Below are 21,536 nucleotides of genomic sequence, written 5' to 3'. Positions count from 1 at the left end.
CTCAGCGCGCGCCTCCGCGCGGGTCGCTGATCACCAGCGGGCCGGAAGACGCGCCCACGGCGCGGATCTCGGGACGGTACATGTCCTCGACCACCGGCGCGGGCACGACGAAGCGGCCCGGCGTGACCACCCGCACGCGATAGAAAACGGTGACCGGCCCCTGTATGGCCACGGCCGCGACATAACGATCGTCACGGTACTCGCGGTGCTTGATGCGCGTGTCGTTCAACGCCTCGGACACCTGCACGCCGCCTACCTTCCAGTCCGCCAAGTCCGGTCCCTGGCTCAGGTTCATGTTCTCGACCTCGAGCCCCGCGGGCACGCGGTCCACCACCAGCGCGTCCTCGATGCGGCGGTCGGAGGCGACGTCCAGCTTGACGATCAGCATCTCGCCGGTCTGCAGCGGACGGCCGTTCCAGGGACGTCCGTCCGACTCGTACCAGCTGCGCGCGATCGTGACGCCGGAGGCGCGCGGCGCCTCGGCCTGGCGCGGGTAGCCCTGCACGTCCACCTCGACGAACAGCGGATCGGCCTGCGTATTGACGATGTCCACGCCGCCGGCCAGCTGCGCGGCCGTGAAGCTGCGTGCCTCGGTGTCGCGCGAACTGAGCTGTTGCTCGCCCTGGGCCGTGCGCAGCGTCGCCGTCCATTGCGCCCCGGCAACGCCGCCCGCCGCCCGCGCGGCCAGGAACAGCGCCAGTTGCTCCTGGGTGGACAGATAGCTGCGGCTGCCCAGGCGGCCGGCCACGTCGCCCAGCAGGGCCTCGCGCCGCGGATGATCGATCTGGTGCTGCATCATCAACGCATAGGACATCGCGTAGTCGCGCAGCGCCGAACCGTAGTCGCCCAGCCATTCGCCATAGCCGCCGTAGCGATTGGCGTCGATGCCGTAGCCGCGCGTCATCGCCTCGTCGAAGGCCGAACGCGCGCGCGTCTCGTCGCCCATCAGCTTCAGGGCGATGCCCAGGTGCACCAGCGGCAACGGCGAGCGCGAGCGGTCGCGGTAGTTGTCGTACAGCACCCGCAGGGTGGACAACGGCGCCTTCTGCTCGCGGGCCAGCACGTAGGCCGCGTTGGCCAGCTCGGCGAAGCGGCGATGGCTGTCGCGCAGCAGGTTGTAGTCGTTGTCACGCAGCCGCTGGCCGGGGCCGGCGGCAAGCTGGGCCAGCAGGTTCTGCGGCAGGCTGGGGAAGTTGGCCGAGGATTGCTGCAACTGGCTCAGCAACCAGTCGGAGGCGCGGCGCGACACCAGGTCGGGCACGTTGAAACCCGCCGTGCGGGCATCCTGCAGGAAGCCTGTCACATAGGCCGACAGCCAGATCTCCTGGGCACCGTCGCCCCACAGCGCGAAGCCGCCGCCTGCCTTCTGCATGCCGGCGATACGGCCGACCGCGCCTTCGATCATGCGTTCGCGCTCGGCCCGCGTGCGCGGCGTCAGCCCCCAGGCACGGGCTTCGTCCTCGCCGATGAATACATGGGGATAGGCCGCGCTGGCGGTCTGCTCCAGGCATCCATAGGGATAGTCCAGCAGCCCCTGAACCAGGCGCTTGACGTTGAACGGCGGCTTGTTGGAGATCGCCACGCTGGCGCTGGCCGAATCCGGATACAGCTTCGCGATCCAGCTGGACTCCAGCTTCAGGCTCTCGCCCTGTCCCAGCCGGACGCGGCGCACGTCGCGCGTCGCCGCGACCGGCGGCTGGACCTGCAACAGCGACTCGCGCACGATGCGGATGGGGTTCGCGCCTCCCTGGCCGTCGACCGTCAATCGCAGCCGCCCCAGCCCGTAGGCGCCCGTGGCCTCGGCCACGAAGCGCAGCGTGGTGCGCTGCTGGTTGGCCAGGCTCACGCTTTGCGACCCGCCCCGTATCCGTACCGGGTCCAGGCCCTCGAGGTTCACCGTCAGCGTCTGCGGCGCGCCGCTCAGGTTGGTCACGTCCAGCGCGATCGCTGCCTCGTCGCCCGGGCTGATGAAGCGCGGCGTCGACAACTCGGCCACCACCGGCGCCGCCACCACCATCTCGGCCTGCGCGTTGCCGAAGCGGTCGGGCGTGAAGGCCGAGGCCATCAGGCGCAGCGTGCCGTTGAAGTCGGGCAGGTCGAGCGGAATCTGCGCCTCGCCCTGCTCGTCCAGCCGCACCGGCCCGCTGAACAGGTCCACCAGCCGCACCTTCACCGGCATGCTGCGGGTGTCGCGCATCGCGGCGTCCCCGCCCCATTTCAGCTTGCCCTGCGTGCCTTCCATCTTCTCGATCAGCTTGCCGTACAGGTCCAGCAGCTCGGGCGCATAGCGGTGCTTGCCGAAGAAGAAGTCGAAGGGGTCGGGCGTCGCATAGCGCGTGATGTTCAGGATGCCCACGTCGACCGCGGACAGCGTCACGTACGCCTGCTGGCCCTGCCCCGCGTTGCCGACCTTGACCTTCACGGTGGACCGCTTCTCGGGCAGCACCTTGGCCGGCGCGGCCAGCTCCACGGCCAGCCTGCGATCGTCGCGGGACAGCGGCAGATAGGCCAGGCCCAGCGCGCGCGCCGGCGTGACGCGGTCGCCCTGGCTGCCCGGACGGAACACGGTGACCGACACGTACAGGTCGTGGCGGCTCCAGTCCTTGCCAACCGGGATCTCGACCGTGGACCCCGACGCCTTCACGCTGGTGCGCTGGCTCCACAGCATGGTGCCGCCCTCGACCGCGATCAGCGCCTCGCCGTCGTGGGGCGGCGTGATAGACAGCTTGACCGTCTCGCCCTCGCGCACGGGCGCGTGGTCCAGCTTGAGCTGCACCCGGTCCGGGCGGTTGCCCATTTCTTCCGCATCCTGGGCTCCCCAGCCGGCATAGAAGCGGTAGCGCAGCGTATCGCCGTGCTCCGGATCGCTCAGCTCCAGCCGGTAGCGGCCCCACTTGACCGGCACGCCGAACTTCACGCGGTCGGGCAGCGCCAGCACGCGCGACTCGACCAGTTCCTCGGTTTCGGTGAATCCGCTGTTCCATCCGCGCTGATCGTCGAAGCGCCAGTAGTACACCCGTTCTTCGCGATATACGCGCAACTGGGCCTGCTTGAGCGGCACGACCTTGCCCTGCGGATCCACGCGCACCGCCTCGAACTCGGCCATCGTGCCCTCGCGCGCGACGTCGCGATCGAACAGCGGGCGCACGCCGATCAGGGACGGCGCCGGCCAGACGCTGCGCTCGATGGAACGCACCACGGGGCGGCCGCCCGATTCCAGCAGGCTGAAGCTGGCCTTCACCTTCATGGGCGAGGCGGTGCCGGACACGTCCACCGGCACGGCGACGGCCGCCGCGCCCTTGTCGTCCAGCGTGGTCTCCTCCAGGTCGCGCCGCTGCTTGCGATCGTCGTCGGCGAAGTCGCCGAACAGGAAGCCCGGCCATTGCCGTGGCAGCGCATAGCGGTCGCGCTCGATGGATACCGTCCCCAACAGCCGGTTGCCGGCCGCGGGCGCGCCGTACAGGTAGTCGCCCTGCACCTTCACGTTCAGGGGCCGGCCGGCCTCCAGCACGCCTTCGCGCGACTTCAGGTCCAGCTTCATGCGCTCGGGCAGGAACTCTTCCACCTGGAACTTCCACGAGGCATCCGCCGCGCGGGCCGCCGGATCCAGCCGCGTCTCCAGCAGCCAGGTACCCGTCTGCGCGTCGGCTGGCAGTTCGATGGCCTCCCGCACGTAGCCCGGCACCTGCGCGTCGGGCCGCCACAGGGCGGTGCGCACGGTACGGCCGTCCGGCCGCTTCAGCGTGGCGGTGATGGGCGCGGCCTGCACGGCCCGTCCGTCGGCGTCGCGCACCAGCACGGATACGTCGAAGCGCTCGCCCGGCCGGTAGAGATCGCGGCCGGCATAGACGAACAGCTTGTTGTCGCGGGACGGATAGCCGCCCACGTCGAACTCGGACAGGTCCAGCGCGGGCTCGGCCAACGCCACCACGGACAGCTCCGCGCCCCGGCGCGCCAGCAGGATGCGCGCGGCCTCGAAGCTGCCGGTGAACACGGCCCGCCCTTGCCCGTCGGCCTTGGCGCGGCCGAGCGACTTCGCGTTCGCGTCCAACAGTTCGAACTCGACGTCGTCCATCGCCTTGCCGCTCTTGAGCGAGGTCGCGAACGCGTCGAGCTGGCCGGCATAACGCCGCGTATGCAGGCCGATATCGCTGACGTAGAAGTAGGTGACCTGGTATTCGTCGCGGAAACGTCCGGGCTGGCTCATCACGGCCACGTAGATCCCGGGGTCCTTCAGTTCCTTGATGCCCTCGACCGGCAGGAAGGTGACGTGGCGGCGGTTGGCCTTGTCGTCGGTCAGGAAGCGGCCGGCATAGACGCTGCGCGTCACGTCCTTCAGGCGGTCCAGGTCCCAGCTTCCCACCGTGCCCTTCAGGCTGCGGTTGCCGCTGTAGCGCCACTCGTCGTCTTCGTCGCTCTCGTCCTCGGCGTCCGGGTCGGTCTTGGCGACGGGCCGGCGCACGCCCAGCACCTGCTCGAAGAACCGGGGGAACTGCGCCGGGTCGATGCGCAGGAACTGGACGTCGACCTCGGGCGTATTGACCGTGACCACCGGCAGCCCGCCGTTCTGGCCCGCGGGCAGCACCACCCCGCGGCTGGCGAAATAGAAGGACGGCGGCATGGCTTCGCTGGCCACCTCGCAGCCGAAGGCCTCGGGCAGCGCCTGGCCGCCCGCGCCCTTGACGGACTCGGGTACGGCGATCGCATAGCGGCGGTTCGGCTGGATGTAGGGAAAATAGGCGACGCGCGGGTTGTCGCCCAGCGACCATTCGCCCGCCACCGGCTTGCCTTCCGGCAGCGCCTGGCCGGGCTGCGGCTTGCCCTGGGTCTTGGCGGCCTCGTCGTCGCCCGAGGCCGCTCCCAGGTCGACCACCTGCAGCAGCTTGCCCAGCGACTGGCGGCGGTCGAGCGGCTGCGAGAACGTCACGGCCAGCGCCAGCGACTCGTCGAACAACCGCGTCCTGCACTCGAGCAATGTGAAGGGATCGGCACTGCCGACCAGCTCGGAGGCGGGCGGCTCGCCGCCCCCTCCCCCGGACTGCTTGCCCGCCCACCATGCGCCGCCCGCCACCGCGGCCAGCAATACCACGCCCGCGGCCCAGGCGGCCGCCTTCTTCTTGTCTGCCATGAAATCCCCCGGACACGCCTTCGTGCGTGCTTTCCGTAGCCGCTATTAGAGGGTGAGAGCCCCCTATTGTGAAGCATGGACTTCACAAAATTACATTTGGGCACCACTTGGCGGCGCGGCGTTTGCAGGCCCGGCGGATGGCCGGTGGTGGGGATGCATGACTTCCTTGTGAAAACGCAGCGCCATCGCGTGATAGAACGGCCGCGGGCAGAATTGCCGGGACACCAGCGACGCGACGAGCGTGGCCATCAGCAGGTGGAACATCAGGTCCTGGCTGCGCGTCATCTCCATGACGATCACGCTGGCCGTGATGGGGGCCTGGGTCGCCGCCGCCAGGAAGGCCGCCATCGACACCAGCGCCAGCGTGCGCGGATCGGCGGCGGGACCGGCCAGTTGCACGATGTGTTCGCCCATGCCCGCGCCTATGGCCAGCGACGGCGTGAAGATGCCGCCGGGAATGCCGCAGACGTACGAGGCGATGGTCGCCGCCCACTTGGCGATTCCGAACCAGGCGCTCTCGACGGGGTGCCCGTTCAGCAGCGCTGCGGTCTGCTCATAGCCGGTGCCGTAGGTGGCACCGCCCGTCAGGCAGCCCAGCACCGCCACGACCAGGCCGCACAGGAAGGCCACCCGCACCGGATGCTGCTGCAGCCAGGGGCGCCACCGCGCCGGAACCAGCCCCGTCACGCCGCGCACCATCGTGGCGGCGAACAGCCCGCCCACGGCGCCGTTCAACACGCCGCTGGCCAGGGTCCAGCCCCACGCCCCCTGGGCGAACCCGGCCGCCGCCGCGGCATGGAAATAAGGATTGTTGCCGGCGATGGCCAGCGCGATGAAACCCGACGCCAGCACGCCCGACAACGCCAGGCGGTTCCAGCGCACGGCCGCGCCCCGTCCCAGCTCCTCGATGGCGAACACCACGCCTGCCAACGGCGTATTGAATGCCGCCGCCAGGCCGCCGGCCGCGCCCGCGGCGATCAGTTCGTTCGCCCGGAATTCCAGCTTGACGCCTATCCGCTCCTGCCAGAACCTGCCCCAGGCCAGCATGGCCGCCGCGCCTACCTGTACCGAAGGCCCCTCGCGCCCCACCGAGGCGCCGGCCAGCAGCGCCATGGCGGTCAGCGGAATCTTCCAGAGCGCCTGCCGCAGCGACACCAGCCCCGAGGAGGCGATGGATGCCGGGATCGAGGTGGCCGCGATGACCTGCGGAATGCCGCTGCCCCGCGCCATAGGCGCGAGCCGCAAGGTCAGCCAGCGCAGGCCCGCCATCGCCAGGGGAACGACCACCAGCGCGGCCCACGGCGCGGCCGAGGTCCAGTGGCGGTTCCACTCCAGCGCGATCTCGGCCAGCCAGGCGAAGGCCAGCGACAGCAAGGCCACGACCGCCGCCCCGCACAGGACCAGCGCGTAGCGGAAGGTCTTGCGCGATACACGCAGGACCTGCCGTCCCTTGCGCCGCACGGTGATGGAGGCCTGGTCGCGCCAGGGCACTGAGCGTCGAGCTTTCATGTTGAAACAATGAAAAACGCGCGCTGTGCATTCAAGCCTAAGCTTGCGACAGCGCGCGTCATGCGGCGGCCCCGCGGGGCCGCGACGGGAATCAGCCGAGGTTCTTGGCCACGAATTCCCAGTTGACGATGCCCCAGAAGTTCTCGAGGTACTTCACGCGGGCATTGCGGTAGTCGATGTAGTAGGCGTGTTCCCACACGTCACAGGTCAGCAGCGGCGTGTCGCCGGTGGTCAGCGGATTGCCCGCGGCGCCGGTGTTGACGATGTCGACCGAGCCGTCGGCCTTCTTGACCAGCCAGGTCCAGCCCGAACCGAAGTTGGCGGCGGCCTGCTTGTTGAAGGCGTCCTTGAACGCATCGAAGCTGCCCCACTTGGCGTTGATGGCATCGGCCAGCTTGCCGGCGGGCGGGGTGCTTTTGGGCGTCAGGCAGTTCCAGTAGAAGGAGTGGTTCCAGTGCTGCGCGGCGTTGTTGTAGATGCCGCCGGACGACTTCTTGACGATGTCCTCGAGCGAGGCGTTCTCGAACTCCGTGCCCTTGATGAGGTTGTTCAGATTGGTGACGTAGGTCTGGTGGTGCTTGCCGTGGTGGTACTCCAGCGTTTCCTTGGAGATGGTCGGAGCCAAGGCGTCCTGGGGATACGGCAATTGCGGAAGAGTGTGTTCCATCTGAGCTCCTGCTTCTGGTTGGGAGGTTTGCGGGGGCATTTTATCGGCAAGTATGCCGCTTGGCTCGGAAGTCCCCGCGTCACGCAAGGTTAACGCGCCAGGGCGACGCAGTCATGTCACGCCCTGGCGGCCGCGCGGATCGAGGCCTTCACACCAGCCCGCGGTCGGGCTCGACCGCCGTCACCGAGGCCTGGGCGGCGCCTTCGGCGAAGCTCAGGTCGAGCCGCGCGCCGGCTTGCAAGCTGCGTGCCTGGCGCACGATGCCCCCCTGCTCGTCGCGCACGATGGCGTAGCCGCGCGCCAGCGTCTGCTCGGGCCCCAGCGCGCGCAGGTGCGCGGCATGCGAGGCCAGCCGCTGCTGCAGGCGGGCGAGCTGGTACGCCTGGCACTGCCGCACGCGGCGCGCCAGGTCGTCCACCCGCGCCGACAGCCGCGCGGGGTCCGGCAACTGGGCGATCAGCCGCTGCCGCAGCAGGCCGGCCTCGGCCTCGCGGTCGCGCTGGGCGCCGGCCCAGGCCGCGCCCAGGCCGCGCACCAGCGCAGCCAGCCGTTCCTGCTGCCGCGCCAGGCGCTCGCGCGGGGATATCAGTTGCGCCGCCGCGCGGTCGAGCCGCTGCCCGGCCTGCTCGAGACGGCGCCGCTGCGCCCGTCTCAGGTCCTGGGCCGCCTGGCGCAGGCGTGCCAGCCACTGCTCGCGCGGCAGGCCCGCCATCTCGGCGGCCGCCGTGGGCGTGGGCGCCCGCAGGTCGGCGGCGAAATCGGCGATGGTGAAGTCGGTCTCGTGGCCGACGCCGCTGATGACCGGGATCGCGCTGGCGACGATGGCCCGCGCCAGCCCTTCATGGTTGAACGCCCACAAGTCCTCGATGCTGCCACCGCCCCGCACCAGCAGCAGCGTATCGACCTCCGCGCGCCGGTTCGCGAGCGCGATGGCCTGCGCCAGCCTCGGCCCGGCCTCGTCCCCCTGGACCGGAGCCGGATAGATCACCACCCGGACATGCGGCACCCGCCGCGCCAGCGCTGTCAGCACGTCGCGCAGCGCCGCCGCCTGCAGGGACGTGACGATGCCCAGCGCGCGCGGCACGGCCGCGGTCGGGCGCTTGCGGGCCGGGTCGAACAGCCCTTCGGCCGACAGCTTCTCCTTGAGCCGCAGGAAGGCTTCGAACAGATCGCCCTGGCCGGCCCGGCGCATGGCCTCGACCTGCAATTGATAATCGCCGCGCGGCTCGTACAGCGACACGCGCGCCCTGACCTCGATGCGGTCGCCTTCCCGGGGCGTGAAGCCCACCAGCATGGCCCGTCCGCGAAACATGACGCCGCGCGCGGCGGCGCCTCCGTCCTTGAGCGTGAAATACCAATGGCCGGAAGCCGCCGCGGTGAAATTCGACACTTCGCCCCGCACCCACACCAGAGGGATGTTGCGCTCCAACAAGCCCGCCACCGCGCGGTTTAGCTGGGAGATAGTCAGGATCCCCCGCGAAAAATCGTCATGTGCGGACGCAAAACCAGAATTCATGAGGGTTTCCAGGCAAGAAGCTTTCCACAGGCTTGAAAACTATGGTTGTCAAGTAATTTCTCTGTCACAGACAGCATTATTTTCTTATAAGCCATTGATTTGATTGGTTTTTTGACTTCACCGATCACTGAATCAAAAGCGGGCATCCTAGCAAGAACCGCATATTTCGTGGCCCGGGGCCAAGTTACACACATAATTATCCACAGATTCTGTGGATACTTTCGAGCCGGCGACTTGCCCTCGCCCGCCCACGCCCGTACATTCTCGCCTTCATCGAAAAGGAGAGGTTTCTTGCTCGCCATCGTCCGCGAGGCCGGCTGGCCCATCTGGCCGCTGATCGCCACTTCGTTCATCGCGCTGACGCTCATCGTCGAACGCCTGCTCGCCCTGCGTCGAAGCAGGATCGCCCCGCCCAGGCTGCTGGAGGACGTCCTGGCCCTGGTACAGAAGCGGCGCATCACTCCCGAAATCGTGACCCGGCTCGAAGCCGACTCGCCGCTGGGCCGCGTCCTGGCCGCGGGACTGCGCAACGCCCATCGCTCGCGCCCCGCGCTCAAGGACGCGCTCGAGCAATCGGGCGAGACGGTCGCCCATAACCTGAACCGCTACGTCGGCGCGATCGGCACCATCGCCGCGGTGGCGCCGCTGATGGGCCTGTTCGGCACCGTGGTCGGCATGATCGAGATCTTCGGCTCGTACGCGCCGGCCGGCAGCGATCCCGCGCAACTGGCGCACGGCATCTCGGTGGCACTGTACAACACGGGACTGGGCATCTTCATCGCCATCCCCGCCATGATCTTCTACCGCTATTTCCGCGCCCGCATCAACGACAGCCTGCACGACCTGGAACGGGCCGCCGCCCGCCTGGCCGACAGCCTGCAAGCCGAGTGATGCGGCCCGGCGCCCGCCCATGAACTTCCGCCGCCACCTCGATACCGACGAGCCCGACATCAACCTGATCCCGCTGATCGACGTCCTGCTGGTCATCCTGATCTTCCTGGCCGCCAGCACGTCCTTCTCGCGCTTCAGCCAGTTGTCCGTGCGCCTGCCCGACGCGACCGCGCAGTCCGCCGAAGCCTCCGCCGGCCTGACCGTCACGGTCGCGGCCGACGGCCGCTACGCGCTCAACGGCAAGGCGCTGCCCATTGCCGATGCCGACCAGTTGTCCGAGGCGCTGCGCAAGGCGGCGGCCGGACGGGACGATCCCTCGCTGGTGATCGACGCGGACGCCGCGGCCACCCACCAGGCCGTGGTGCGGGCCATGGAAGCGGCGGGGCGGGCCGGCATCTCGCGCATAGGATTCACCACACAGGCCGCGCCGGCGGCATCGGGCAGATGATGCCGGACCCCGCCCTGCGCTCGGTGCTGCAACGCCAGTGGCAGACGGGCGGATGGCTGTCGTGGCTGCTTTCCCCCCTGTCCCTGCTGGCCTCGGCCGTGGTCGCCGCCAAGCGCCTCGGCTACCGGGCAGGCTGGCGGCGGGCCGAGCGGGTGGGCGTGCCGGTCGTCGTGGTCGGCAACGTCTATGTCGGCGGCACCGGCAAGACTCCCTTCATCGTGGCCGCGGCTCGCGCCCTGCGGGCGCGCGGCCGCCAACCGGGCGTGATCAGCCGGGGCTACGGGGTGCGGGTCGGCCCCGCTCCCCGCGTGGGCTGCGGCCAGCTGGACCCCGCGGACTTCGGCGACGAGCCGGCCCTGATCGCACGCCAGGCCGACGTCCCGGTGGCGGTCCACCCCCGCCGCGCCGACGCCGCGCGCGCACTGCTGGCAGCACACCCCCATGTCGACGTGATCCTGTCCGACGATGGACTGCAGCACCTTGCGCTGGCCCGCGACCTCGAGATCGTGGTGCAGGACGAACGAGGCATCGGCAACGGCCGGCTGCTGCCCGCCGGTCCGCTGCGCGAGCCCGCGTCTCGCCTGCGCGATGTCGACGCGATCGTCACGAATCGCAGCGGCGGCGCCGGCGCCCCCTTGCCCGCCGCGCCGGCCGGCGTCCGCGCCGTGGACATGGACCTCGTCGTCGACGGCGCCTGGCGCCTGGCCGACGGCGAACGGCGGCCGCTGGCGGAGCTGGCCTCGATGCGCCGCATCGCCGCGGTGGCGGGCATCGGCAACCCCGGCCGCTTCTTCGCCACGCTGCGCCGCGCCGGCGTCCGGCTGGACGTCACGCTGGGCCTGCCCGACCACTACGATTACGCGCGCCCGCCGTTTGCCGCGATCGAAGCCGATCTCATACTCGTCACCGACAAGGACGCCGTAAAATGTCCGGCGGTGGACGACCCGCGCGTGTGGGCCGTCACCGTTTCGGCGCATTTGTCCGACCCCGCGTTCTTCGACTGGCTGGAAACCCGACTCCATGGACATACGCCTGCTTGACATCCTGGTCTGCCCGCTCTGCAAGGGGCCCCTGCGCCACGACCGCGCCGCTCGCCTCCTGGGCTGCCGCGCCGACCGCCTGAGCTTCCCGATCCGCGACGGCATTCCGGTCATGCTCGAATCCGAGGCCCAGCCCTGGCAGGACGAGACCGACGCCCCGGCCGCCGAGGCACCCCATGCCTGATCAGGCCGACTTCACCGCCATCATCCCGGCCCGCGCCGCTTCCACGCGCCTGCCCGGCAAGATGCTGGCGGACATCGGCGGCGTCCCCATGATCGTCCGCGTCGCGCGGCAGGCCGAGGCCAGCGGCGCATCCCGCATCCTGGTGGCCACCGACGACGCCGCCATCCGCGACGCGGTTCGTGCGCACGGCTTCGACAGCCTGATGACCCGCGCCGACCATCCGACCGGCACCGACCGGCTGGCCGAGGCCTGCGACGCGCTCGAACTGGACGACACGCACATCGTGGTCAACATCCAGGGCGACGAACCCCTGATCGATCCCGCGCTGGTGGCCCACGTGGCCCAGACGCTGGACCGCCACAGCGCGGCGGCCATCGCCACGGCGGCGCATCCCATCGACACCCCCGAAGAGTTGTTCAACCCCAACTTCGTCAAGGTCGTCTGCGGCGCCGACGGCCATGCCCTGTATTTCTCGCGCGCCCCCATCCCCTGGGCCCGCGATGCCCTGGCCGGCGGCGAGCGCGTCTTCGCGCCCGGCCTGCCCGCGTTGCGCCACATCGGCCTCTACGCCTATCGCGTGGGCTTCCTGCGCCGTTTCCCCACCCTGCCCCAGGGCCGGCTCGAACGATGGGAGTCGCTGGAACAGTTGCGCGCGCTCGAGCACGGCTATGCCATCCAGGTCCACGTCACGCCGCAGGCCCCCGCGCCGGGCGTCGACACGGCCGCCGATCTCGAATTCGTGCGGCGGCTGGTGGCGGCCCAAAGCTGATTTGACCGGCGCCGCGCGCTTGAGGTAAGTTTGGGGACACTCGTGCCTGAAACACGCGGCCATAGGGGGGTCGGCATACCGACATCGACCGCATGCCGCAGCGCATCGGCCTTCATCACCATCCCGGCGACAAGTTCGCGGCCTGGACCCTGATGGGCCGGGCCAGCGGTGTGTGCGCCGGTAACGCCGCAGGCCAAGAACACCAACTCAATCAGGAAGCATCAATGCGTCTAATCTTGCTCGGAGCGCCCGGCGCCGGCAAAGGCACTCAGGCCGCGTTCCTCAAGGACCGTTACGGCATTCCCCAGATTTCCACCGGCGACATGCTGCGGGCCGCGGTCAAGGCCGGCACGCCCCTGGGCATCGAAGCCAAGAAAGTCATGGATGCCGGCGGACTCGTGTCCGACGACATCATCATCGGCCTCGTCCAGGACAGGCTGAAAGAGCCGGACTGCGCCAATGGCTATCTGTTCGACGGATTCCCCCGCACCATCCCCCAGGCCGAGGCGCTGCGGTCGGCCGGCGTGCCGCTGGATTTCGTGATCGAGGTGGACGTCCCCGAGGAAGAGATCATCGAACGCATGAGCGGCCGCCGGGTGCACCTGGCCAGCGGCCGCACCTACCACCTGCGCTTCAACCCGCCCAAGAACGCCGGTGTCGACGACGTCACGGGCGAACCGCTCGTCCAGCGCGACGACGACAAGGAAGAGACGGTGCGCAAGCGTCTCGAGGTCTATCGGCAGCAGACCCGGCCGCTGGTCGACTATTACTCTCAGTGGGCCGCCGAAGGCGACGCGAAGGCGCCCCGCTACCGCAAGATCTCCGGCGTCGGCTCGGTCGACGAGATCAAGACCCGCCTGTTCGATGCGCTGAAATAAAGCCCCCCCTACGCGCTTACGCGCGCCCCCAGGGGCGGCACTAGCGGACCGGCAAAGCCGGATCCGCTGTGCCCTGGATCGGGGATGTCTTGCACTGTTTTTTGTTTGCTCGGTAGTTTTTGAAACTTTCGTAGTTGAACAAAAGGAGGAGTTGCATGGCAACCGGTCTGTCATTCGCGCTCGTATGCGGCCTTCTGGCCGTGGCGTTCGGCGCGATTTCCACCTTCTGGATCCTCAAGCAGGAAAGCGGGAATACCCGCATGGTGGAAATCGCGACGGCCGTGCAGCAGGGCGCTCAAGCCTATCTCGCCCGTCAGTACACGACCATCGCCATCGTCGGCGTGGTGCTGTTCATCGTCATCGGCCTCGTGCCCGGCCTGGGCTGGCCGTGCGCGCTGGGCTTCGCAGTGGGCGCCGTGCTTTCCGGCGCCGCGGGCTTCATAGGCATGAACGTCTCGGTGCGCGCCAACGTGCGTACCGCCCAGGCTGCCACCCGGGGCTTGAACGAAGCCCTGACCGTCGCCTTCCGCGGCGGCGCCATCACAGGCATGCTGGTGGTGGGCCTGGGGCTGACCGGCATCACCGTGCTGCTGTGGGTATTGCTGGGCACCAACCTGTCGGGCGCCGAAGGCGCCGGGCTGCACGAGCAGTTGCAGCCCCTGATCGGCCTGGCGTTCGGCTCCTCGCTGATTTCCATCTTCGCCCGGCTGGGTGGCGGCATCTTCACCAAGGGCGCCGACGTGGGCGCCGACCTGGTGGGCAAGGTCGAGGCCGGCATCCCCGAGGACGACCCGCGCAATCCCGCCGTCATCGCCGACAACGTCGGCGACAACGTGGGCGACTGCGCCGGCATGGCGGCGGACCTGTTCGAGACCTATGCCGTCACCATCGTGGCCACCATGCTGCTGGGCTCGCTGGTGATCGAGGTGGCGCCGCTGCAGGCGGTGATCTACCCGCTGGTCCTGGGCGGTTTCTCCATCATCGCCTCGATCCTGGGCTGCATGGCGGTCAAGGCCAGCCCCGGCAAGCGCATCATGAGCGCACTGTACCGGGGCCTGGCGGTGGCGGGCATCCTGGCGCTGGTGGTGTTCTACCCGCTGACGGCCTGGGTGTTCGCCGGCACCCCGCTGGACGACGGCAACAGCCTGGGCCGGCTCTACGGCTGCACGGTGGTGGGCCTGGTGCTGACCGGCCTGATCGTCTGGATCACCGAGTACTACACCGGCACCGAATACAAGCCGGTGCGCTACGTGGCGCAGGCCTCGACCACCGGACACGGCACCAACATCATCGCCGGCCTGGCGGTCTCGATGAAGTCCACCGCCGCGCCCGTGATCCTGGTCTGCCTGGCCATCTACGCCGCCTATACGCTGGCGGGCCTGTACGGCATCGCCGTCGCGGCCACCGCCATGCTGTCCATGGCCGGCATCATCGTCGCGCTGGATGCCTACGGTCCCATCACCGACAACGCCGGCGGCATCGCCGAGATGGCGCAGATGCCCGAATCGGTGCGCAACATCACCGATCCGCTGGACGCGGTGGGCAACACCACCAAGGCGGTCACCAAGGGCTACGCCATCGGCTCGGCCGGCCTGGCCGCGCTGGTGCTGTTCGCCGACTTCACCCACGCGCTCGACCATCTCGGCAAGAACGTCGATTTCTCGCTGGCCGAGCCGGCCGTCATCATCGGCCTGTTCGTGGGCGGCCTCATTCCCTTCCTGTTCGCGGCGATGGCGATGGAAGCCGTGGGCCGCGCCGCGGGATCGGTGGTGGTCGAGGTCCGGCGCCAGTTCACCGAGATCCCCGGCATCATGGAAGGCACCGGCAAGCCAGAATATGGCAAGGCGGTGGACATGCTGACCAAGGCCGCCATCAAGGAAATGATGGTGCCCTCGGCGCTGCCCGTGGTGGTGCCCATCGTTCTGGCCCTGGTCATCGGCGTGCTGATGGGCGGCGAGTCGGCGCGCATGGCGGTGGGCGGCATGCTGATGGGCGCCATCGTGACCGGGCTGTTCGTCGCCATTTCCATGTGCACCGGCGGCGGCGCCTGGGACAACGCCAAGAAATACATCGAGGAAGGCCACCACGGCGGCAAGGGCTCCGAGGCCCACAAGGCCGCCGTCACCGGCGACACCGTGGGCGACCCCTACAAGGACACGGCCGGACCGGCGGTGAACCCGCTGATCAAGATCGTCAACATCGTCGCGCTGCTGCTGGTGCCGCTGCTCTAGCGGCCGGGCGCGGCGGCGGGGTCCGGGCCGCTCAGGCCCGGACCGCCGCCATCACCGTGTTGCGCAGGCTTCCCACCCTCTCGATCTCGCATTCGACGACATCGCCCGGCCGCAGGTAGCGGCCGTCGGCCACGCCACAGCCCGCGGGCGTGCCGGTGGCGATGACGTCGCCCGGCCGCAGGGTCATCGCACGCGAAATGTGCGCGACCAGCGCCGGGATCTTGAAGATCATCTGCTCGGTGGACGCATCCTGGCGGGTCTCGCCGTTGACCCGGCACATGATGCGCAGCGGATACGGCCGGGGAATGTCCCGCGCCAGCGCGATGGCCGGCCCCAGCGGGCAGGAGCGGTCCAGGCTCTTGCCCTGCAGCCAGTTCTGTCCGTAGCGGCCGGTCAGCGTCGGCGCCGCCTCGTTGGCCTGCAGCTCGCGGTAGCTCACGTCATTGCAGACGGTGTAGCCCGCCACGTGGTCGTAGGCGTCCTCTTCGGCGATGTCGCGCCCTTCCCTGCCGATCACGACCGCCAGTTCCGCCTCGTAGTCCATCTTGCTCGAGAAGTCGTGGCCGCCGATGGGGTCGCCGGGAGCCACCACCGTGCCGGGCAGCTTGGTGAAGAAGAAAGGCTGCTCGGGCGGCGTCAGCTTGCCCTCGGCGCCATGGTCGAAGTAGTTGACGACGTGCGCGAGGATCTTCGATCCCGCCTCGATGGGCGCCAGGAGGCGCACCGACTCCAGCGGGACGGCCGGCCCGGACGCGGCCAGGCCGGCGGCCGCCTCGCGGGCCATGTCGCCCGCTGCCAGGAACAGCCGCAGGTCGCGAAACAACGGCGCCATCCATTCTCGGTCCGCCGCGCAGGCGGCCAGCGCCAGGTCGACGACGCGATCTCCCTCGATCGCGCACACGTGCGCTCCGGCCACGGTGGCCATGCGTCCGATCTTCATCCTTGCTCCTTTCTTGTGTCAACGTCCCGCCATGTCCTTCATCACGGCGTACAGGCCGGGCTGGCGCTCGAAGCCGATGCCCGGCGACTGCGGCAGGATGGCCTGCCCGTCTGCGATGGCGACTTCCTCGCCGAAGCCGCTGAAGATCCCGAACGTGTCCGGGTAGGACTCGCATCCTCCCAGCCCCAGGCCGCCGACCAGGTGCAGGCACATCAGGTTGCCGCCGTGCGGATACATCGCGGAACGGGCGAAGCCGTGCCTGCCGGCCACCTCCAGCACGTTCAGGTATTCGGTGATGCCGAAGGACAGCGGAGGATCGAGCTGGATGATGTCGCGATCCGGACGAAAGCCCGCGTAGGACAGGAAATGGTCCAGCTCCTTGCCGCAGGCCATGTTCTCGCCGGTGGCCAGGGGCCCCTCGTAGGCGCGGGCCAGTTCGGCATAGATGTCGTACTCCAGGAAATCGCAGGGCTCTTCAAACCAGCGCAGGCCGTAGGGCGCGATGGCCCGGGCATAGTCCAGCGCGGTGTCGCGGCCGAACGCGCAGCTCGCGTCCACGGCCAGGGCCCGGCCGTCGCCCATCTCGCTCAGCACCGCCTCGATGCGCCGGCAGTCCTCGTCCACGGACAAACCGCCTATCTTCATCTTCACCATCCGGTAGCCGGCGTCGCGGTAACGGATCATCTCGTCCTTCAGGTCGCGCGCGGTCTGGCCCGGGAAATACCAGCCGCCACCGACATACACCGGGGCATGCGTCCGTGCCCGCCCGCCGCCGTGGCGCTCGGCCAGCACGGCGTGCAGCGGCTTGTCCTCGACCTTGGCCACCAGGTCCCATACGGCCACGTCCACCGTGCCCATGGGAATGGCGCGTTCCGCGTAGCCGCCGCGCCGCTCCCGCCGCTGCCCGCAGGCCAGGATCGCCGCCGGATCGAAGTTGCGTCCCGTCGCATCCAGCAGGCTGTCGGGATCGGCCCCCAGGATGCGCGGCGCGATCCGGTCGCGGATCTGCTCGCCGCAGGCATAGCGGCCGAAGGAGTTGAACGCGAATCCCACCAGCGGCCGCCCGTCGCGGATCACGTCCGAGACCACCGCCACCACGGTGGCGGTCATCTGGCTGAAATCGGAGCGGGCGTTGGACAGGCGCGACTCCAGCGCGACCGTCTTCTCGATGACGTCGACGATGCGCATCAGTTCACCGTCGCGCCGGAAGCCTTCACCGCGGCGGCGAACTTGGCCATCTGCTCGCGCACGAAATCCACGCTGCGCGGATACGGCACGACGGTGCGCTCGAACGAACTCTCGGCCAGCTTGGCCTGCATGTCCGGCCCCGCCATGGCCTGTTCGATGGCGGCCACCAGCTTGTCGTGGACGGCGGCGGGCAGGCCCTTGGGCGCGGCCACCACCCACAGCGACACGGCATCGACGCCCGGATAGCCCGCCTCGGCGAAGGACGCGGTGTCGGGGAACAGCGGCGAACGCTTGTCGCCGGTCACCGCGATCGGAGCCAGCACGCCGCTCTTGACCTGCTGCACGACCAGCGCCGGCAGGTTGAACATCATGTCCACCTGCCCTCCCAGGAGGTCCGCGATCGCCGGCCCCGCACCCTTGTAGGGGACGTGCAGCAGCTTGATCCCGGCGGCGGTCTTGAAGGTCTCGCCATGGAGGTGGACGACGGTGCCCGCGCCGGCGGACGCGAAGCTGAGCTGGTCGGGCCTGGCCTTGGCCTCGGCCACCAGTTCCCGCACCGTCCGCGCCTTGATGCGCTTGCTGTTGACCACCAGCACGCCGGTCGCGGTGGCGACCACCGACAGGAAATCGAAATCCTTCAGGCTGTCGTAGGGCAGGTTGGCGTACAGGCTGGGATTGATGGCGAAGGCCGTATCCAGCAGTCCTATGGTGTAGCCGTCGGGCTGCGCCCGCGCCACCGTGGCCGTGCCTATCGTGCTGCCGGCGCCGCCCTGGTTCTCGACGAAGACCTGCTGGCCCAGCGCGGCGCCCAGCCGCTGCGCCAGTTGGCGGCCCAGCAGGTCGGTGCTGCCGCCCACGACATAGGGCACCACCATGCGGACCGCACGGGACGGGTAGTCCGCCTCGGCCGCGGCGGCCGCTCCCATCGCGCTTGCCCACAGGCATGCGGCAAGTCCCAGCCGGCGTAACGGTCGATACATGGCGCCCTCCCTTTTCCGGTGGCGCGGACGGCATGCCCCGCACGCCCCGCGCATGCGAAAAAGTATAGGAAGCGCGGCCGCCGCCGGCCATGGACGGGATTGGCGACTATTTGGACAAAATCAGGACGGCGCCTGCCAGGCCTCGCCCCGTTCGGCCGGGCTATCGCGGCCCGCGGCCTGGCCGCGATAGGCGCTGGGCGTCACGCCGCGCAGCTGCCGGAAACGCCGGGCGAAGTAGGCCTCGTCGGGAAAGCCCACGCTGGCCGCGATCTCGGCGATCGGCCGCGACGATCCCGTCAACATCCGGCACGCGAGGTCCATGCGCTGGTCGGCCAGGATCTCGGTGAAGGTGCGGCCGGTCTCCCGCTTGAGCAGATGCGCAAGATAGTGGGTCGACAGGTAGGCGGCGGCCGCCGCGTCCGCCAGCGTGATGGGCTCGGACAGGTGCTCGCGCATGAAGCGGCTCACGCGGGCCAGCGATGCGCGGCGGCTGCCCTGGAGCATCGAGGTTCGGGCCAGTGCCTGGAGGTCGTCCTGGTACCGGCGGCACACCAGGCCGATCAGGCGGAACAGGTCGGCGCGGATGAATTCGATGGCATAGAAGCCACCCCGGTCGTGCTCGGCCTGCATGCGCAGGCACAAGCGGCGCACCTCGGCCAGTTCGTCGGCGCCGAGTTCGAAATCCAGGTGTTCCTGATACAGGAAGGGCGCGAGTTCGGGCATCTCGTCGACGGAGACATCCTCCAGCTCCAGCAGGTCGATGCGCGACTCCGGCCGCAGGAAATCGCGGCGGAAGTTGATGACGAAGAATTCGGCCGGCTCGACATGCCGGATGCAATGCACGCGCAGCGGCATGATGAAGCTGAGCGTGCCCGGCAGGATGGGCCGCACTGTCGCGCCCAGCACGTGCTCGGTGCGGCCCGCCAGGTTCACGTAGACCTGGAAGTACTCGTGCTTGTGCAGCGGCGGCTGCCCGACCGCGGTGGCCTGATCGCGGATCCAGAACGCGGTATGCGGAAGGAATTCGCTCGTGCGGTTGATCGGCGCGTCAGGCATCGCTTCGGTGCTCCCGGTTGCCGGCGCTTCCTATTCCCTGGGCGGAGCCGCGCGGCGCCGGAAATCGCGCAGCCGGAAACCCAGCGCGAACAGCGCGCCGAAATAGATCACGGCGGCGCCGGCCACCGCGCCCAGCAGCAGGGCCACACGCAGCCAGGCGTGAGCCTGCAGGCCCAGCCAGTCCACACGCTGTTCGGCCAGCCACAATGCGGCGCCCATGGCCGCCAGCGCCACCGCCACCCGCGCCAGGAAACCGCCCCACCCGGCCGCCGGCCGATAGACGCCGCGCCGGCGCAGGCCCGCAAGAAGAGCGAGCGCATTGATGCAGGCGCCCAGCCCGATGGACAGCGCGAGCCCGGCGTGATGCAGCCACGGCACGAACACCAGGTTCAGGCACTGCGTGGCCACCAGCACCACCAGCGCGATCTTGACCGGCGTACGGATATCTTGCCTGGCGTAGAAACCGGGCGCCAGGATTTTCACGGACAGGAGTCCGATCAGGCCCACCGCGTAGGCTACCACCGCCATGCGGGTCTGGGCGACGTCGGCGGCGGTGAAGGCGCCGTAGTGGAACAGCGTGCTGACCAGGGCCTTGGACATCAGCGCCATGCCCAGGCAGGCGGGCAGGCCCAGCAGCAGCGTCAGGCGCAACCCCCAGTCCAGCAACGCGCTGTATTCCTCGGCATGGCCGGCGGCATGCGCCTGCGACAGGTTGGGCAGCAGCACGGTGCTGAGCGCGATGCCCAGCAGCGCGGTGGGGAACTCCATCAGCCGGTCGGCGAAGGACAGCCAGGTGACGCTGCCCGGGGCCAGCCAGGTGGCGATGTTGGTGTTGATCAGCAGCGACACCTGGGCCACCGAGACACCCACGATGGCCGGCAGCATCTGTCTCAGGATGCGCCGCACATAAGGGTCCGCCCAGGCCGCGCGCAGCCCCGTGCCGATGCGGGGACACAGGCCCAGCCGCGCCAGGGCGGCGAACTGCATCGCCAGCTGCGCCACGCCGCCGGCCATCACCCCCAGCGCCAGGGCATAGAGGGGGACGTCCAGATGCGGCGCGAGCCAGAGGCTGGCGGCGATCATCGACAGGTTCAGCAGCACCGGGGTGAACGCCGGCACGCCGAAATGCCGCCAGGTATTGAGCACGCCCGAGGCAAAGGCCACCAGCGACATGCACAATATGTAGGGGAACATGACGCGGGTCATCCAGACCGCCGCCTGGAAGTCGGCCGCGCGCTCCGCGCCCCGCAGCCCGCTGCCCATTGCGCTGACCACCCAGGGCGCGGCGATCACGCCCACTGCCGTCACCGCCATCAGCGCGAAGGTCAGCAGCGATGCCACGTGATCCAGGAGGCGGCGGGTGTCCTCGGGCGCATGGCGGTTCCGGACCTCGCCCAGGATCGGCACGAAAGCCTGCGAGAACGCTCCCTCGGCGAACAGCCGCCGCAGCAGGTTGGGAATGCGGAAGGCGACCCAGAACGCGTCGGTCAGGCTGCCCGCGCCGAACGCCCGGGCGATCAGCACGTCGCGCACGAGGCCGGTGATGCGGGACAACAGGGTATAACTACTGATCGTGGCCGCGGCGCGCAGCAAATTCATGGATGACCTTGTCTTGTACGCGGCGCGCCGCGCGAGTATGGTTGCCTTGCTCGTGGTTTTGCGGGGACTTCGCCACGAAGCATTTGATTTTACGGCCATTTGGGGCTATAGTCTTTGGCTTTGCGAAGCTCCTGCCGCCGCGTATAGCACATATAGCAAGTCGTGACTTCGCCCTACCAGATACGGAATTTTCATGGCTAATACCGCCCAAGCACGCAAGCGCGCCCGCCAAGCAGTGGTCCGCAACAAGCACAACTCCAGCCTGCGTTCGATGCTGCGCACGTCCATCAAGCGCGTGCGCCAGGCCGTGGAAGCCGGCGACAAGGCCGCCGCCACGGAAGTGCTGCAGAAAGCCACCAGCGTCATCGACCGCGTCGCGGACAAGAAGATCATTCACAAGAACAAGGCCGCTCGCCACAAGAGCCGCCTGGCCGCCGCCGTCAAGGCCCTGGCCTGATCTGACTCCGCTGCGCGGCCCGGCGCCGCGCGCGCAAGACGCCAGCCTGGCAGGA

17 protein-coding genes are annotated in these 21,536 nt (G+C 69.2%); 8 read left to right on the top strand and 9 right to left on the bottom strand.

Annotated elements, in window-relative coordinates; translation table 11 throughout:
* Window position 1 precedes the first annotated feature (1 nt).
* The 4 genes from ABD104_RS02880 to xseA all read right to left on the bottom strand — a co-directional run bounded on the left by ABD104_RS02880 (window position 2) and on the right by xseA (window position 8,820).
* On the bottom strand, window positions 2-5,128 hold the full coding sequence (locus ABD104_RS02880; RefSeq protein WP_343927097.1) for an alpha-2-macroglobulin family protein: 5,127 nt from the start codon (window positions 5,126-5,128) through the stop codon (window positions 2-4).
* A gap of 90 nt (window positions 5,129-5,218) precedes the next feature.
* Entirely contained in the window at window positions 5,219-6,637 is a 1,419-nt protein-coding gene (locus tag ABD104_RS02875; RefSeq protein WP_087839640.1) for a chloride channel protein, read from the bottom strand.
* 91 nt (window positions 6,638-6,728) lie between these two features.
* Entirely contained in the window at window positions 6,729-7,304 is a 576-nt protein-coding gene (locus tag ABD104_RS02870) for a superoxide dismutase (protein WP_087839641.1), read from the bottom strand.
* A gap of 148 nt (window positions 7,305-7,452) precedes the next feature.
* Window positions 7,453-8,820: an exodeoxyribonuclease VII large subunit gene (xseA, locus tag ABD104_RS02865; RefSeq protein ID WP_087839642.1), complete on the bottom strand. Its 1,368-nt coding sequence runs from the start codon at window positions 8,818-8,820 to the stop codon at window positions 7,453-7,455.
* A gap of 291 nt (window positions 8,821-9,111) precedes the next feature.
* On the opposite strand from xseA, the gene ABD104_RS02860 reads away from it, so the two are divergent.
* The 7 genes from ABD104_RS02860 to ABD104_RS02830 all read left to right on the top strand — a co-directional run bounded on the left by ABD104_RS02860 (window position 9,112) and on the right by ABD104_RS02830 (window position 15,261).
* Window positions 9,112-9,711, top strand: a complete 600-nt coding sequence (locus ABD104_RS02860) for a MotA/TolQ/ExbB proton channel family protein (protein ID WP_087839643.1) — start codon at window positions 9,112-9,114, stop codon at window positions 9,709-9,711.
* 19 nt (window positions 9,712-9,730) lie between these two features.
* Window positions 9,731-10,159: an ExbD/TolR family protein gene (locus ABD104_RS02855; protein WP_087839644.1), complete on the top strand. Its 429-nt coding sequence runs from the start codon at window positions 9,731-9,733 to the stop codon at window positions 10,157-10,159.
* A complete protein-coding gene (gene lpxK / locus ABD104_RS02850; protein WP_087839645.1) occupies window positions 10,156-11,199 on the top strand; it encodes a tetraacyldisaccharide 4'-kinase in 1,044 nt (347 codons plus the stop codon). The genes ABD104_RS02855 and lpxK overlap by 4 nt, the downstream gene beginning before the upstream one ends.
* Complete coding sequence (locus ABD104_RS02845; protein WP_087839646.1) at window positions 11,180-11,383, top strand: Trm112 family protein; 204 nt, start codon at window positions 11,180-11,182, stop codon at window positions 11,381-11,383. Before lpxK ends, ABD104_RS02845 begins: the two co-directional genes overlap by 20 nt.
* A complete protein-coding gene (kdsB, locus tag ABD104_RS02840; protein WP_087839647.1) occupies window positions 11,376-12,152 on the top strand; it encodes a 3-deoxy-manno-octulosonate cytidylyltransferase in 777 nt (258 codons plus the stop codon). Before ABD104_RS02845 ends, kdsB begins: the two co-directional genes overlap by 8 nt.
* 224 nt (window positions 12,153-12,376) lie before the next feature.
* Window positions 12,377-13,030 carry an adenylate kinase gene (adk, locus tag ABD104_RS02835; RefSeq protein ID WP_087839648.1) on the top strand — a complete coding sequence of 218 codons (654 nt, stop codon included), beginning with the start codon at window positions 12,377-12,379 and terminating at the stop codon, window positions 13,028-13,030.
* Between the two features lie 155 nt (window positions 13,031-13,185).
* Window positions 13,186-15,261 (top strand): sodium-translocating pyrophosphatase, encoded by a 2,076-nt coding sequence (locus ABD104_RS02830; protein WP_087839649.1) that lies wholly within the window; start codon window positions 13,186-13,188, stop codon window positions 15,259-15,261.
* Window positions 15,262-15,292: 31 nt separating this feature from the next.
* Here the strand turns inward: ABD104_RS02830 and ABD104_RS02825 are convergent, their stop codons facing one another.
* The 5 genes from ABD104_RS02825 to murJ form a co-directional block, all read right to left on the bottom strand.
* A complete protein-coding gene (locus ABD104_RS02825; protein ID WP_087839650.1) occupies window positions 15,293-16,201 on the bottom strand; it encodes a fumarylacetoacetate hydrolase family protein in 909 nt (302 codons plus the stop codon).
* A gap of 18 nt (window positions 16,202-16,219) precedes the next feature.
* Window positions 16,220-17,389 (bottom strand): enolase C-terminal domain-like protein, encoded by a 1,170-nt coding sequence (locus ABD104_RS02820; RefSeq protein WP_279820603.1) that lies wholly within the window; start codon window positions 17,387-17,389, stop codon window positions 16,220-16,222.
* Complete coding sequence (locus ABD104_RS02815; RefSeq protein ID WP_165963079.1) at window positions 17,389-18,369, bottom strand: Bug family tripartite tricarboxylate transporter substrate binding protein; 981 nt, start codon at window positions 18,367-18,369, stop codon at window positions 17,389-17,391. Before ABD104_RS02815 ends, ABD104_RS02820 begins: the two co-directional genes overlap by 1 nt.
* Window positions 18,370-18,489: 120 nt before the next feature.
* On the bottom strand, window positions 18,490-19,425 hold the full coding sequence (locus ABD104_RS02810) for an AraC family transcriptional regulator (RefSeq protein ID WP_279820600.1): 936 nt from the start codon (window positions 19,423-19,425) through the stop codon (window positions 18,490-18,492).
* 30 nt (window positions 19,426-19,455) lie between these two features.
* The gene (murJ, locus tag ABD104_RS02805) at window positions 19,456-21,024 is read right to left on the bottom strand and encodes a murein biosynthesis integral membrane protein MurJ (protein WP_087839654.1); all 1,569 of its coding nucleotides are present in this window, start codon (window positions 21,022-21,024) and stop codon (window positions 19,456-19,458) included.
* A gap of 193 nt (window positions 21,025-21,217) precedes the next feature.
* Between murJ and rpsT the strand changes: the two genes are divergently transcribed.
* Window positions 21,218-21,481 (top strand): 30S ribosomal protein S20, encoded by a 264-nt coding sequence (rpsT, locus tag ABD104_RS02800; RefSeq protein WP_087780818.1) that lies wholly within the window; start codon window positions 21,218-21,220, stop codon window positions 21,479-21,481.
* Window positions 21,482-21,536: the final 55 nt, after the last annotated feature.

This window comes from Pigmentiphaga daeguensis, from assembly GCF_039523035.1.
Lineage (GTDB): Bacteria > Pseudomonadota > Gammaproteobacteria > Burkholderiales > Burkholderiaceae_B > Pigmentiphaga > Pigmentiphaga daeguensis.
The sequence above is the reverse complement of the archived record's forward strand: the minus strand, read 5'-3'. Positions and strand labels throughout refer to the sequence as shown.

What these genes read in the sequence shown, in the direction of transcription:
- kdsB (WP_087839647.1), top strand. Translation starts at nt 11,376, where the DNA reads ATGCCTGATCAGGCCGACTTCACCGCCATCATCCCGGCCCGCGCCGCT.
- xseA (WP_087839642.1), bottom strand. Translation starts at nt 8,820, where the DNA reads ATGAATTCTGGTTTTGCGTCCGCACATGACGATTTTTCGCGGGGGATC.
- ABD104_RS02810 (WP_279820600.1), bottom strand. Translation starts at nt 19,425, where the DNA reads ATGCCTGACGCGCCGATCAACCGCACGAGCGAATTCCTTCCGCATACC.
- ABD104_RS02815 (WP_165963079.1), bottom strand. Translation starts at nt 18,369, where the DNA reads ATGTATCGACCGTTACGCCGGCTGGGACTTGCCGCATGCCTGTGGGCA.
- ABD104_RS02830 (WP_087839649.1), top strand. Translation starts at nt 13,186, where the DNA reads ATGGCAACCGGTCTGTCATTCGCGCTCGTATGCGGCCTTCTGGCCGTG.
- ABD104_RS02875 (WP_087839640.1), bottom strand. Translation starts at nt 6,637, where the DNA reads ATGAAAGCTCGACGCTCAGTGCCCTGGCGCGACCAGGCCTCCATCACC.
- ABD104_RS02855 (WP_087839644.1), top strand. Translation starts at nt 9,731, where the DNA reads ATGAACTTCCGCCGCCACCTCGATACCGACGAGCCCGACATCAACCTG.
- rpsT (WP_087780818.1), top strand. Translation starts at nt 21,218, where the DNA reads ATGGCTAATACCGCCCAAGCACGCAAGCGCGCCCGCCAAGCAGTGGTC.
- murJ (WP_087839654.1), bottom strand. Translation starts at nt 21,024, where the DNA reads ATGAATTTGCTGCGCGCCGCGGCCACGATCAGTAGTTATACCCTGTTG.
- ABD104_RS02820 (WP_279820603.1), bottom strand. Translation starts at nt 17,389, where the DNA reads ATGCGCATCGTCGACGTCATCGAGAAGACGGTCGCGCTGGAGTCGCGC.
- ABD104_RS02880 (WP_343927097.1), bottom strand. Translation starts at nt 5,128, where the DNA reads ATGGCAGACAAGAAGAAGGCGGCCGCCTGGGCCGCGGGCGTGGTATTG.
- ABD104_RS02845 (WP_087839646.1), top strand. Translation starts at nt 11,180, where the DNA reads ATGGACATACGCCTGCTTGACATCCTGGTCTGCCCGCTCTGCAAGGGG.
- ABD104_RS02825 (WP_087839650.1), bottom strand. Translation starts at nt 16,201, where the DNA reads ATGAAGATCGGACGCATGGCCACCGTGGCCGGAGCGCACGTGTGCGCG.
- ABD104_RS02870 (WP_087839641.1), bottom strand. Translation starts at nt 7,304, where the DNA reads ATGGAACACACTCTTCCGCAATTGCCGTATCCCCAGGACGCCTTGGCT.
- lpxK (WP_087839645.1), top strand. Translation starts at nt 10,156, where the DNA reads ATGATGCCGGACCCCGCCCTGCGCTCGGTGCTGCAACGCCAGTGGCAG.
- adk (WP_087839648.1), top strand. Translation starts at nt 12,377, where the DNA reads ATGCGTCTAATCTTGCTCGGAGCGCCCGGCGCCGGCAAAGGCACTCAG.